The following is a 12,713-nucleotide window of genomic DNA, read 5'->3' as shown; positions in this document are numbered from 1 at the left end:
CCCTGCCCCTTATCCGATCAGGTTTTCTGTGGCTTCCGCTTCCAGATACGGCACACCGTTGATGTTGACGAATTTCGGACTGGTCACGAAATATTTGATTTTGTGCGTGGTCACACCGCCACCTTTCGGATCAATATCCAGCAGGTTGCTGACCTGCAATTTATTGCCGAACGTCTCCACCTTCATTTCTTCGCTACTGGCTTTGGCATAGAAAAGAAAATCAAGTGGAGGAAGCCCACGCCATGAACCCGCTGCACGGGCTTTGGCTGTCAGCATCTGAAGTGTTTTTGAACTGACTTCAATCTCCCCCTCAGCGGCAACATCGCCGTCCACATACCCGTCAGGGACGCCACGCGTCTGGGCGGCAGCGCTGTTATCCGTAATATCGAGCGTGATTTTCTCGATATGGATCAGATCGCCGTCCATATAGGTGTCAAACGACATACCCGAAATACGTTTGGTCATGCTGTGGCCTCCAGACTCGCATCCAGTAACAGACTGATGGTGATTTGCAGCGGCACTTCCCAGGTGCGCACCACAATGTAAATATCCACCGCCTTTTTGTTCTTCCAGACAATGGCCACATCACCATCCTGCGGCGGCTTCACCTCTCCCGGAAATGGCACACCGTTAATGCTGGCCGCAGTGGACATTTCACGCAGTGGACGGGCGAACAGTGTCTGATGTGCGGCGATACTTCCCGGCGTGCTGTTCAGCGAGCGATCCGCGATTTTGCTGATAGCCAGCAGACGAACACGGCGGGCAGCTTTATCCGCAACGCGCAGGGTTTCAATCGACTGATAATCGCCGCCCTCAACATCCAGCGTGCGGCCATCTGCCCAGTAAAAACCGTCATAATCCGGGTACCACATCGGCACACTGAAACGCTGTGCTTCAAGCGCCTGAAGTGTGGCCAGTTCCAGCACTTCTCCGGTACCATCAACCGGCATTTCATCACTGCCCAGATTCATCAGAGCACCGGTTTTAACCCGCGCCGGACTGTCAGCAATGGTTACCGCACGGCTACACAGGCGACCAGCCAGCACACCCGGTTCATTTCCCCACAGACGGGGAACAAGCTGCACCGCTTTTTCTGCAATGCCATCCTGAAGGGTGGCCATGCGTACCAGATAATCCGCCTGGGCTTCTTCGTCCTGCATTCCCTGCGCGGCCAGAATGAACCACACCCAGCGGCCATACTTTGAAATCAGGGTGGATCGTAACGTCACGGCCTGATTTACCTGCGCTTTAGCGGTCACATCGTCAGACAGCACCACGCCTTCCACAGAGCACACCACCTGCGCGGCCAGAACCGCTTTCACCCAGGCATCTGCCTCCGCATCAGCTGGCAGGACGTGAATGAACCCCCACCAGTTCTGGCCAGCGTTCGCCAGCGCAGCCAGAACATCATTTTTCAGCGGGCTGGCTTCCTCGCCCAGCAGTGAATCAAAATCACTCTGGGCATTCACCGCCAGCGTTTTCCCCACATTTTTGGTACCCGTACCGATAAACAGCAGTGTGCGTTCCACCTCATTGGTTTCACCCAGCAGCTGATTTACCTGGTTTACGGTCACAATTGGCCAGGTCATGCTTTCCCCTTAATATCCTGCGCTTTAACGTCCCAGCCAAAGCCGATGGCCTGAAGCTGACGCGCCAGCGCCTTGTCAAATTCATCATCATTCATGCCCAGAAACACACGGGCAGGAAGATCCACTGTCCAGCTGGTTTTCACGGCTTTACCGCTGAGTTTTCGAATCAGCAGCCCCGCCTGGCTGTATGGCATCGCTTTGGTGATTTCGCCCAGTGTGGGCTTTTTCCATCGCTTACCGGTTTTCACCCGGTACCCCAGCGCCCGTAATTTTTTGGCCTGGGCAGGCGTCGCCATTTTCCCGGCCTCTGCCTTCCGTGGCTGATTACTGCGGCTGACCTTTACGCGCATTCCGTTTTGTTGCGCGTAACCCACCGTTCCGGCTGGTACCGGAGTTTCCCCGTTCCGGTATCCGCCGCCCTGTAAATAGATCCGCACAGCCTGAATTTCTGGCATTTCACGGATATGCAGCAGCTTTGGCAGGTTGCGCAGCATCTTCCCTTTGCGTTTTGTCTTACGTCCCGGCCACTTCTGGCCATCCGGGGATTCCTGATTGCGCACATGCCGTTTTGCCGCAGCAATCACGCCATATTTGGCCAGACGCCAGATCAGACGCTGCCGTTTTCTAGGCGGCAGCTCCATGCTGGCCAGTGCCTTGCGCAATTCGGCCAGCTGTTTTTTATTCAGCTCGCCACCGGCAATCATTCCCTATCCCCCACCGGCGCACCGGCCTCATCCACGCTGTAAATACTGGCGGTCAGTGCCGTCCAGATTTCAGGCTCAACCAGCGACCAGCGCTTACCCCGCCACGGAATAGCCCCGTTTTCGTCCTGCCTGATCACCAGTTCTTCCACCATCGGAACAGTCAGCACGATAGTGGCCGTTTCCTCATCCTCCACCGACACATCCCAGTCCGGTTCGGCTTCACTCAGCCCCACTTCATCCAGTAGTTCCCTGTCGGCATCATCCAGCCACGCCGCCAGTAAGGACATAAGCAGCTGTGGCGGACACAGGCGATACGGAAAACGCTCCCAGCTCAGAACCGCGTCATATCGGATCACCGCCTGGCGATATTGTCCCAGCCCGTAATCCTTCGCCGCAGGAATGAACTTCATCTCATCCAGCACACTGTCAAATGACTGCATCGCACGGGGCGGGGCGTTCTCTTTAAAAAATGCGTGCAGGCTCTGGATCTGCGTCTGACTCATACTTTTTTCACCGTTGCCCGTTTCAGCCCTTTCATACGGCGGATAACCACCGACGCTTCAGCCAGTAACCCGGCGCGGGTTTCCATGCTTTCCTGTCCCGGATGGGTATCACGCCGCCCGATGGTGGCGAACTCACCCAGCAGATCCGCTTTTGCCCTGGCAAAAACGGCCTTCATGTACTGGGCACACAGACTGTTCAGTCCGCCCATTTTTACGCCCGGCACCTCTGCCGCCAGCGTATGGCCTTTCGCTTTCCAGCTGGCCTCCACGTTTTCCAGCTCCGCATTCACCTCCGCCACTGCCGCAAGTAGCGCCTGGCTGATGGTGTCAGCGTCAATATCTGGCGGTAGTGACCGCTGCGCCTGAAAATCCTTCAGATTCAGGTCTGGCCAGAATCCGTTATTGGTCAGCGGTTCATCCTGATAATCCAGCGGCTTTCCGCTAAACATAAATCCCCCGAAAAAGGCGGACTGTCCGGTTTCCACGGCGCAATTACACACAAGATGCTCTGCCCTCCACCGCGTCCGCCTGGCTTGCGGTAGTCTTTACCCTTGTGTCAGTTTTCGGATACGGGCGGCAATTGTCTGCCGTGCCGTTCTGACGCCAATTTTTGAGTAGTGTTTTTCTGCAACAGCCAGCAACTGATCGGCCTTTTCCAGCGTTTCAATATCATCCACGCCCGCCGCCGTTTTCTGGCCATCGTCATTGCGTAGTAACTCCTGACCGGCAAACTTGAACCATTTGGCTGTCACCTGCTCATGCAGTCGCCAGGTGTTTGCCACCCGCTCAAACGTACGGGTGAAATAAGGCTCAACACTTTCCCCGCGCCCTGCGGTTTCCTGCGCCCATACCAGCATCGTATCCGCCACGAAAGTGGGAAAATTGCTGCGTAACCGATCCGGGGTTGCCTGCTGCTGGCTGATAGCAATGTCAGCCCAGTCCAGCGCCTTATCCAGATCGCCCACGTCAAACAGCCAGATAACACACCAGGCGAAAACCGGATTTGCATACACCTGGCCACTCTCCAGATAGGCTTCCACAGTGGGAACCCAGCGCGGCAACAGCACATCGCGTTTATACCCGACGCGATCGGCGATGGTAGGCAGACTTCGAACATGTTCCACATCCGTTTCCAGCGCCCTGATCAGCAGGTGCATACTTTCCGTGGTTTCCAGTGCCTGGCTGCGTTTCAGCTTTTGTTCCATCGCAATGCGCTGGCTGTGACGCTGCGCGGGGGAAAGTGCCATTTATCAGCCCTCCACCGGTTCGGAGACTTTGCCGATCGTCACTGCGGATTCATCAATGGCCGCATACAGCTCCGGCACTTCCACCGCGTAACCTTCATTGCGCAGGTATTTGTTTTCGAACTGCTTACGATCTTCAACAAACTCCGCCTTACGCATACGGGTATTGCGCTGGGTGTAGATCTGCAGGTTAGAAAGCGGCGTAACCACCATGCGTTTACCCGGCATAAACGGCGGGATAATAGCCGGACGGCCAGCAATGGTACTTCCCAGCATCTGCGCCGCGATTTTTTCAGTCGGACGGTCTGCTGCCTGATACAGTCGGTATTGTTCAGCAGCGACCAGATCGGCACCAACCAGGACAACCAGACGCGGGTCATTACGGAACTGTGCCGGGATTTTGGCGTTAATCAGATCGGACGCCATTGCATCCAGTGATTTGTAATCCCCGGCCTCATCAAGCACCACGGCATCCGTCATAATCTGATTGCCGCCCAGCAGCGTTTTCATACGCTCATGCCAGCCAACGTTCACATCCTCGCCGTTCGGGTTAGTTTCCGGATCAGTGGTTTTCGCGCGACTTTTACCGTTAAAACCAATGCGCAACATATCCAGTGCAAAAGCCTGCGTGGTGAATGCCTGCACCAGGTTGTAAAACTCGTTTTCGTCCTTACCGGCGTTTGCCCAGACAGAAAGCAGATCCCAGCGCAACGCGGCACAACTGTCTGTTTCAACCAGGGAATAGTCATTACCATCAACGCCTACCTGACGAATGAAACGGCCATTTTCGCTGCGGCCGGTATGCAGCACAGAGGAACCGACAGAGATCACCTGGCCACTCAGCTGGTCAACATCCAGACAGGTGATCATGTTCAGGAACTCGACGGACTCCAGCAGCGCAAGACGCAGCGCATTTTCCTGCGGGTCATTCAGGGAAAAATATCGACTGGTATCACGCGCACCAAACTGCTGCGCCATCCCCGCCGAATATTTATCCAGTAAATCCCGCGCACGATTATTAAGGTGCATAAAACTCCCTCGCAATTAAGCGATTTAAAAATATGTTCTGGACTAATCAGCAATAAAGCGAATTACAGGAAATTAAATTTCCCAGCTTTATCTTTAATAGTACGCCCCGGTGTACGGGTGTTTTTATTACCCAGATCGTTAAAGCGGGTTACGATTTCTTTTGCATTATCGCGAATTGCCGCGAATTCCTGCGTATCCACCACTTCAGCGATTGTGTCAACATCCCCCTGAACGTCATTCAGTTGAGTTTCAATTTTCGCCACTCGCGCTTCCAGATCGTTCACCACATTGGCAAGCGCCTGTAATTTATCTTCATCCGGGGCAGGATTATCCTGCGGCGTTTCATCTTCAAACTTTGGCTTAATACCAAACAGTTTCTGCCAGTTCTTCATTCTTGCTTCCTGTTTAATTTTTCCGTCACGGGAAATTACACAACTGTAATATCCCTGCTTTGTTAATTTATTGCGCCGACTACTAAAGCGCAGCCGTGTGGTGCCAACGCTGGCAGGTGTATCTGTTACCGCCAGCCCTTTCAGGTAAGTACGCCCGCTACCGCGCCAGTTTTCTTCCGGCTCAATGGAGAAGAACAAAAGCTGATCTTCATGATTTGCGAAAATCAGACGCATATTCGGGCAAAGGCTGACATATAACCGTGCCAGTCCATCTTCACCATCATTCCAGGTGGCTTCCAGCACTTCACCAAAATTCCCGCAATCATCCTCATGTTCTGGCCAGATTAAAGCGACATAGTGGCTATAGTCATAGGTTTCCCCCATATCAATGATCCACTGCCGTTTAATTACCCTGCCGTCAACGGTATCCCCTTCAGTAGCAACACACAGCCAGTCAGTTTTTAAATGTGACATATCCCCCCTGTTCCACTCCCTGACGCTGCATATCAATTATTGCCAAATAAAACCGCCACCGCATTACGCTTTATTCTGAACAGTTCGGTTATAACGCTTTACCGAACAGACACGAATTAACACCACCGTTTTTTCATCACAGCCACGGCATAATTATCCGCATGGCTAAATACTCTGAAGAATTAAAAGGTGTTGTTCGCGCACTTTATCTGCGCCGCTATACGCCAAAGGAAATCGCATCTGAATTAAATCTGCCGAATGCGCGGATCGTTTACTACTGGGCGGAGAAATACAGCTGGGCGGATTTGCTCAGTTTTGAAAGCACAGAGGAAGCGATTGAACGCCGTTACCAGCTACTGGCCAGCCGCGATAACAAAACCGATCTCGACCTGAAAGAAATGGACATGCTCATTGCTCATGCCACGAAACTGCGTGCGCAGAGTAATAAACACAAAGAGAAAATGGCCAGCGGTCAGAGTTCCGGGCAAGCAGCTGCGCGGGACAACAATGACGACGAACCGCGCAGCAAACGGAAGTACAAGAAAAACGATATTACCTTGCTGACGCAGGAGGACTTTGACGCATGGGCTGAGGAACATCTTTTTGAATATCAGAAACACCTGCGCAATAACATTGGCCAGCTTGTCAGGAACATCCTGAAAAGCCGCCAGATCGGTGCGACCTGGTATTTCGCGTTTGAAGCGTTTGAAAACGCGGTGATGACCGGCGATCCGCAAATCTTTCTGTCAGCGTCAAAGGCTCAGGCTGAAGTATTCCGGTCTTACATCGTGAATATTGCAGAGCAGTATTTCGGTATTACGCTGACCGGCAACCCGATCCGCTTAAGCAACGGCGCAGAACTGCGTTTTCTCTCCACCAACAAAAACACCGCCCAGTCCTACAGTGGCCACCTGTACTGTGACGAATATTTCTGGGTGCCAAACTTTGCAAAACTTAACGAAGTGGCCAGTGCAATGGCCACACATGACAAGTGGCGTACCACCTATTTTTCAACGCCATCAGCAAAAACGCACCAGGCGTACCCGTTCTGGACGGGCGATGAGTGGAAACAGGGCAGTAAAAAACGTGCGACCATTAAGTTTCCGTCCTTTAACGAAATGCGTGACGGCGGGCGACTCTGCCCGGATGGGCAATGGCGCTACGTCATTACGATGGAAGATGCCATTGCGGGCGGTTTCAACCTGGCGAACATCGAGAAACTGCGCAACCGCTACAACGACGCCACTTTTAACATGCTCTATATGTGCGTGTTCGTTGACAGTAAAGATTCCGTTTTCAGCTTTTCCGACCTGGAAGCCTGCGGCGTTGAAATCGACACCTGGCAGGATCACAACCCAGATGCAGCGCGGCCATTCGGTGACAGGCCAGTGTGGGGCGGCTTTGACCCGGCTCGCAGCGGGGATTTGTCCTGTTTTGTCATCATCGCCCCACCGATGCTCGCCGTGGAGAAGTTCCGCGTTCTGAAGGTGATTTACTGGAAAGGCATGAACTTCCGGTACCAAGCAAAACAGATCGAGCAGTTGTTCAAAAAATACAACTTCACTTATCTGGGTGTGGACGTTACCGGCATTGGCCAGGGTGTTTTTGACAACATTCAGCATTTTGCCATGCGCGTGGCCGTCCCTATTCGTTACGACCTGAACACCAAAAATAAGCTGGTACTGAAAGCGGTGGACGTGGTGGAAAGCCAGCGTATTGAGTGGGATAAAAACCTGAAAGAGATCGCCGCCAGCTTTATGTCTGTGCGCCGAACCACTACACAAAGCGGCAACGCCATGACGTTTGTCGCTGACCGCAGCCAGGATACCGGCCACGCGGAGGCGTTCTGGGCGATTACCCACGGTCTGCATAACGAACCCCTTAACTATGAAAACAAACCTAAATCCCGCTGGGGTGTAAGGAAAGAGGCAGCATGAGTAAAAAGAAACGCTTTGTTAAGCGCGACCAGCGCGGCGACAAATCAAAAAAGATGAGCATTATCACATTCGGCAAACCTGAACCGGTTCTGACTACCGGCACAGATTACCGTGATATCTGGTACGACAATGCCGCCGATCACTTCACCCAGCCGATTGACCGGCTGGCACTCGCGCAACTGATTAATCTTAACGGTCAGCACGGCGGCATCATTCACGCCCGTAAAAACATGATTGTTTCAGACTACCAGGGGGGCGGGCTTATTCACGACCAGCTGGAAGCGGCAGCGTTTGACTATATAACCTTTGGGGATATTGCGATTGCCAAAATTCGTAACGGCTGGGGTGACGTGATCGCACTTGAACCCTTGCCCGGTCTGTATATTCGCCGCCGCAAAGTCAGAGATAACGCGCTGGATAAGCCTGGTGACTACGTGGTGTTACAGGAAGGGGAACCGCAGGTATGGCCAGAAGAAGATATTATCTTCATCAAAATGTATGACCCGCAACAGCATATCTACGGACTGCCGGACTACATCGGCGGTGTGCATTCCGCGTTACTTAACAGTGAAGCGGTCATTTTCCGACGCCGTTATTACCACAACGGTGCGCACACAGGCGGTATTCTTTATACCCGCGATCCCAGCATGACGGACGAAATGGAGGAAGAAATTGAACAGCAACTGCGTGACAGCAAAGGGATCGGTAACTTCTCCACCATCCTTGTAAACATTCCCGGTGGAGACGGTGACGCCATCAAATTCATTGAAATGGGGGATATTTCCGCAAAGGATGAATTTGCCAACATCAAGAACATCAGCGCCCAGGACATTCTGAACGCTCACCGTTTCCCTGCTGGCCTCGCAGGTATTGTCCCGCAGAACACTGCCGGACTGGGGGATGTTGAAAAGGCTGAACGCATTTACAAGAAAAGCGAAATTGCCCCCATCCAGCGCCGTTTTATGCTGGCCGTTAACAATGATCCCGAAATACCGGAAAGGCTACACCTTAACTTTGATTTAAGTTACACAGAATCAACGGATAAGGGTGCGGCATGAGGCGAAACAGGCTAAAATCCAGGCATCATTTAACAGCTGGAGCATGGAATATGCGAGTTCTGAAAATCGAATGCCCGGAATGCGGCTCAAAGGCTGTTATTCGTAAAACGAACAGGAAGCACCGGCAAATTGCGGATATTTACTGCGCCTGTTCAGATGTTGAGTGTGGCCACACGTTTGTTATGAATCTGACGTTCTCCCACACTCTCAGCCCCAGCGCTAAAACGGGTGATGCGATGGTGCAAAAAATACTGAATGCACTTTCACCCGATCAGCGCCAGATGGCATTAGACCTACTGAAAGCGACTCCCGCCGCCTGAAATGCCCCCATTCTGGGGGCGTTGCCCTTCCTTTTTAACCATTTCGCGAACCTCTCCCGCAAGCTCTCCAATCCAGGCCAAAGCGATTGTTTTTTCTCTCTGGTTACTTTCGTAAACATGGGCAATTTTGGCCAATAACTCAATGCGTTCCAGCTGTGCCGACGCCTCCAAAAGATCCATTTAGCCCCCACAAGCAATAAATGACTGGATATACATACAGTACACCTTAAAGCACGAATTGTGAAATTTAATTTCCTGCCATCTACTGACAAATGAATGTGTTACACACACATGCACACCTATAACCACCCCGGCCAAAGCTCCTGCAATGGTTCGTTTCGTGTTTCCTTCAACCGCCCATTGCGGTAAATCAGTGCCCCCTGACCAAATATCAAACCACTACCCCGCAGGAGAATGGCTATTTCTTCATCGGACCCCTCAAAACCCCGACTGCGTAATTCCAGTTTTAACCGTCTGCGGGTTCCCCCCTCCGTACAGTTATTGACAGAACTCCAAGGGGCGGCGTTGCCGCCAGAAAAACCCGCCTCCGCTGGCGCTTCGGCCAACTTCGCAACCTTTTGCCACTTAACAAGACGTGTGCAAACTTCTGAATCAGGAACCAAAGGAGAATAAACACCCTGTACGCGCTGCACGTCCTCCGCGTATTCGTTGCCTTGTTCCGTAATTTCATAGGCCAGACGGACAACCAGATCACGGCGGGCAACCAGTGCACCGCCCTGCGCCTGGGTATATGCAGCCCAGTCCCCGACATCAGCAGCGGCCAGAACCGCATCCATTCTGCGATCGGTCAGTACCTGATCCCGCAAACGGCGCAGCTCACGCCAGACGGTTACCGGCGCACCACCAATCTGCTGAAACTGGCGAATACGCCAGCGTGAAGCCCACGCGGAAACGGACTTAGCCATATCACGCAGGTTTTCGCCGGTTTCTTCGTCCTGCTCACCATCCAGCGCAAAACCATCAATATTTTTTGAAATGTATTTCGCGATATAGCCCGTGGCCGAACCTTTGGCGGGATCGATAGCTTCAACATGAAAACGCGCCTTCAGCGCCTTTTCAGATTGCAGCTCTTCAGAATCGGTAATTCTGGCGTGATAGCAAAGAATATCGCGTACCGTGTCCACGTCCTGCGGACGCATAAAAAGCAACATATGCCAGTGCGGTGTCCCGTCATGGTGAGGCTCAACAACCCGAAACCCAAATACATGAATACCCGCACGCGAGATCGCTGCGCGTGCTTTTGCCCATACGCCGCATAAATAGCGCTGGGTATCCTGCGGCGTACTTCCATCCCATTGCGATACAAAGCCCCCTTTGCTGTGAACCGCATGGAAACGTGATGGCGCGGTGATAGTGTAAAACTCACCGGCCAGCCCTTCTTCATTGGCCATATCTTCAAATCCCCGCATTCTTACCATTAGTTCACATCGACGGATCGCCGGATTTGCAACGCTGCGGTGCACCATGCTGTCCAGTGCAATGCGTAGCCCCTCATCATTCAGCAGATCAAACTTTTTAAAGAACTCCAGATTCCGCTTTTTCTGGTCTATCCATTCGCCCAGTGTTTTGCGGGATACATAAGCGCTGGCCGCTTTTTGCACCTGTCCCACCGCAATGGCCATGTGCTCGCGCTGCGTATCACGCGCACGTTTAAGACGCAGGTACCACCATTCCGGCGCCATCATGCGCAGTATCCCGGATTCCGCCTTACGCATTTCTAGTTGACCTTCATTGGCCGCATGTTCAGCCCAGTACGGCGGCTGGTTATTCAGCATCAGGCAACAGGCACAAAGATGGCGGTAAGATTCCAGGGTGCGGCGATGCAGCTCTCTGGCGTCGTCAGTGCCGGAGTCAAACTGTTCGGTGAAGTCATAAAGTGACTGGGAAATCCAGCCAGATACCTGGCCGGCCAGTTTTTTAAGATCTGGACGGTCTAGTGACGGCAAGCGCTCCAGCGACTTACCGAAAGGAAGATCAGCAGCATCAGCGGCCAGCGAGTAACGCGCAGCCACTTTGCGCAGACGTGGCAATACACTCTCGCCGATAGTCTGGCGCAGGAATGTATTGGCACGGCGACGCCCGTCACGACCAGCAAAAAGCTTTTCATAGCGACGGCCAAAATACCCGGCTAACCAGTCGGGTATCTCATGCAGATACCGGGATCGCCATTCATAATCCTGTGGGTTGACAGCCCACAGGCGGCGTTCTGTAATAGTCGCGTCTGCCGGTGTGCCTGGTGCGAAAGTTTCCCGCCTCCAGGCATCAACGGCATAGCATTGTTCGTTTATTGCCAGCGTCATGCGCTGGCCTCAGAAGTCGCCGGTAAAGGCCATTTAAGAATCAGCTCTGCCGCCGTTTTCGGGCTTGCAGCTGCCGCACCGACACTACGCGGCGCATTAACCTTTACGGCGTCAAATCCTGCATACAGGTAATGCACCATTTCCAGATCGCTGTTTGACGCGACAACGGGAATCCCACGTTCCGCCAGATGGCGCAGTTTACGCGCCAGCCGCCCCTGATCCATATGCGAAAAACCGCGCTCATAGTAAGCGGTGAAATTGTCGGCATCAGTCAGATAAGGCGGATCGCAGTAAACAACGTCACTCCCGCCCCGAACCAAATCAAGCGTTTCTGAATAGTGGGCAGTAATAAACGTTGCGCGTTTTGCTTTTTCAGCAAAGGCGCGGATTTCATCAGCGGGGAAATAAGGCTTTTTGTACTTACCGAACGGGACGTTGAATTGGCCTCGACGGTTATACCGGCACAGACCATTGAAGCAGTGCCGGTTCAGGTACAGGAAACGCGCAGCATTTTCAACAGATTCAGAACCGGCCTTACCACCAGAAAGATTGAAAGCATCACGCACTGCGTAATAGAAAACGGCACGGCTTTCTACATCACCCAACGAACCGGCAGAAAACAGGATCTCCAGCTCATTCAGCAGCGCATCAGTGTGATACGCCATCGCCTTATAAAGATTAACCAGGTCAGGATTCACATCTGCGATCAGATACTCGTCATAATCCGTATTCATCATGACGGCGCAGGAACCTGCGAACGGTTCAACCAGGCGTTTACCTTCTGGAAGGTGCTGACGCAGCTTAGGCATAAGGCGGGCTTTGCTGCCCACCCATTTAAGCGGAGTTTTTATTGCCATGCCGCACCGCCTTTGCTGCAAATAGCCGCGGCTTCTTCGCGGATTAACTCAACGATTTCCGCTGCGCTTAAACCTTCATTGGCCGCATGAGTGGCCAGCTTTTCCAGACGGGTGGAACACAGATCAGCAGCTGCGGCTTTACCTTCCTGCGTGGCTTTGGTGAGCATGGCCAGCAGGTCAGTGCCTGATTTTGTTGCGGGTAAATCCTGACGTGTCATGTGCATTTTGGTTTCCTTAAGACAAAAGAATCCCCAGCCACTTGAACCGTGGCCAAAAAATTCAGGC

General features: G+C 52.8%; 15 protein-coding genes. 3 read left to right on the top strand and 12 right to left on the bottom strand.

Features of this window, described 5'->3' with window-relative positions:
* Positions 1–9: 9 nt before the first annotated feature.
* The 8 genes from ACERJC_RS23815 to ACERJC_RS23780 all read right to left on the bottom strand — a co-directional run bounded on the left by ACERJC_RS23815 (position 10) and on the right by ACERJC_RS23780 (position 5,935).
* Entirely contained in the window at positions 10–465 is a 456-nt protein-coding gene (locus tag ACERJC_RS23815; protein ID WP_097480470.1) for a phage protein, read from the bottom strand.
* Positions 462–1,589: a DUF2586 domain-containing protein gene (locus ACERJC_RS23810; RefSeq protein WP_373672621.1), complete on the bottom strand. Its 1,128-nt coding sequence runs from the start codon at positions 1,587–1,589 to the stop codon at positions 462–464. The genes ACERJC_RS23815 and ACERJC_RS23810 overlap by 4 nt, the downstream gene beginning before the upstream one ends.
* Entirely contained in the window at positions 1,586–2,293 is a 708-nt protein-coding gene (locus tag ACERJC_RS23805; protein ID WP_373672620.1) for a hypothetical protein, read from the bottom strand. The genes ACERJC_RS23810 and ACERJC_RS23805 overlap by 4 nt, the downstream gene beginning before the upstream one ends.
* Entirely contained in the window at positions 2,290–2,796 is a 507-nt protein-coding gene (locus ACERJC_RS23800; RefSeq protein WP_373672619.1) for a phage tail protein, read from the bottom strand. The genes ACERJC_RS23805 and ACERJC_RS23800 overlap by 4 nt, the downstream gene beginning before the upstream one ends.
* Positions 2,793–3,245, bottom strand: coding sequence for a head completion/stabilization protein (locus tag ACERJC_RS23795; protein WP_171855047.1), 453 nt, complete (start codon positions 3,243–3,245; stop codon positions 2,793–2,795). Before ACERJC_RS23795 ends, ACERJC_RS23800 begins: the two co-directional genes overlap by 4 nt.
* A 96-nt stretch (positions 3,246–3,341) precedes the next feature.
* Positions 3,342–4,043, bottom strand: a complete 702-nt coding sequence (gene gpM / locus ACERJC_RS23790; protein WP_373672618.1) for a phage terminase small subunit — start codon at positions 4,041–4,043, stop codon at positions 3,342–3,344.
* 3 nt (positions 4,044–4,046) lie between these two features.
* On the bottom strand, positions 4,047–5,069 hold the full coding sequence (locus ACERJC_RS23785; RefSeq protein ID WP_373672617.1) for a phage major capsid protein, P2 family: 1,023 nt from the start codon (positions 5,067–5,069) through the stop codon (positions 4,047–4,049).
* A gap of 62 nt (positions 5,070–5,131) precedes the next feature.
* Positions 5,132–5,935 (bottom strand): GPO family capsid scaffolding protein, encoded by an 804-nt coding sequence (locus ACERJC_RS23780; RefSeq protein ID WP_137595086.1) that lies wholly within the window; start codon positions 5,933–5,935, stop codon positions 5,132–5,134.
* A gap of 161 nt (positions 5,936–6,096) precedes the next feature.
* Between ACERJC_RS23780 and ACERJC_RS23775 the strand changes: the two genes are divergently transcribed.
* Genes ACERJC_RS23775 through ACERJC_RS23765 form a run of 3 tightly spaced genes read left to right on the top strand, consistent with a single transcriptional unit; the run spans position 6,097 to position 9,250 of the window.
* A complete protein-coding gene (locus ACERJC_RS23775) occupies positions 6,097–7,872 on the top strand; it encodes a terminase large subunit domain-containing protein (protein WP_200118530.1) in 1,776 nt (591 codons plus the stop codon).
* Positions 7,869–8,930 (top strand): phage portal protein, encoded by a 1,062-nt coding sequence (locus ACERJC_RS23770; protein WP_000038357.1) that lies wholly within the window; start codon positions 7,869–7,871, stop codon positions 8,928–8,930. Before ACERJC_RS23775 ends, ACERJC_RS23770 begins: the two co-directional genes overlap by 4 nt.
* Positions 8,927–9,250: an Ogr/Delta-like zinc finger protein gene (locus ACERJC_RS23765; RefSeq protein ID WP_032084290.1), complete on the top strand. Its 324-nt coding sequence runs from the start codon at positions 8,927–8,929 to the stop codon at positions 9,248–9,250. Before ACERJC_RS23770 ends, ACERJC_RS23765 begins: the two co-directional genes overlap by 4 nt.
* Here the strand turns inward: ACERJC_RS23765 and ACERJC_RS23760 are convergent.
* From ACERJC_RS23760 to ACERJC_RS23745, 4 genes are all read right to left on the bottom strand, one after another.
* Positions 9,224–9,430 carry a hypothetical protein gene (locus ACERJC_RS23760; RefSeq protein ID WP_000364824.1) on the bottom strand — a complete coding sequence of 69 codons (207 nt, stop codon included), beginning with the start codon at positions 9,428–9,430 and terminating at the stop codon, positions 9,224–9,226. The genes ACERJC_RS23765 and ACERJC_RS23760 overlap by 27 nt on opposite strands.
* Before the next feature lie 119 nt (positions 9,431–9,549).
* Positions 9,550–11,571, bottom strand: a complete 2,022-nt coding sequence (locus ACERJC_RS23755) for a replication endonuclease (protein ID WP_373672616.1) — start codon at positions 11,569–11,571, stop codon at positions 9,550–9,552.
* Positions 11,568–12,428 carry a DNA adenine methylase gene (locus ACERJC_RS23750; RefSeq protein ID WP_373672615.1) on the bottom strand — a complete coding sequence of 287 codons (861 nt, stop codon included), beginning with the start codon at positions 12,426–12,428 and terminating at the stop codon, positions 11,568–11,570. Before ACERJC_RS23750 ends, ACERJC_RS23755 begins: the two co-directional genes overlap by 4 nt.
* Positions 12,419–12,652, bottom strand: coding sequence for a DUF2732 family protein (locus ACERJC_RS23745; RefSeq protein ID WP_373672614.1), 234 nt, complete (start codon positions 12,650–12,652; stop codon positions 12,419–12,421). Before ACERJC_RS23745 ends, ACERJC_RS23750 begins: the two co-directional genes overlap by 10 nt.
* Positions 12,653–12,713: the final 61 nt, after the last annotated feature.

Source organism: Citrobacter telavivensis (assembly GCF_041807075.1).
Lineage (GTDB): Bacteria > Pseudomonadota > Gammaproteobacteria > Enterobacterales > Enterobacteriaceae > Citrobacter_A > Citrobacter_A telavivensis.
The sequence above is the reverse complement of the archived record's forward strand: the minus strand, read 5'-3'. Positions and strand labels throughout refer to the sequence as shown.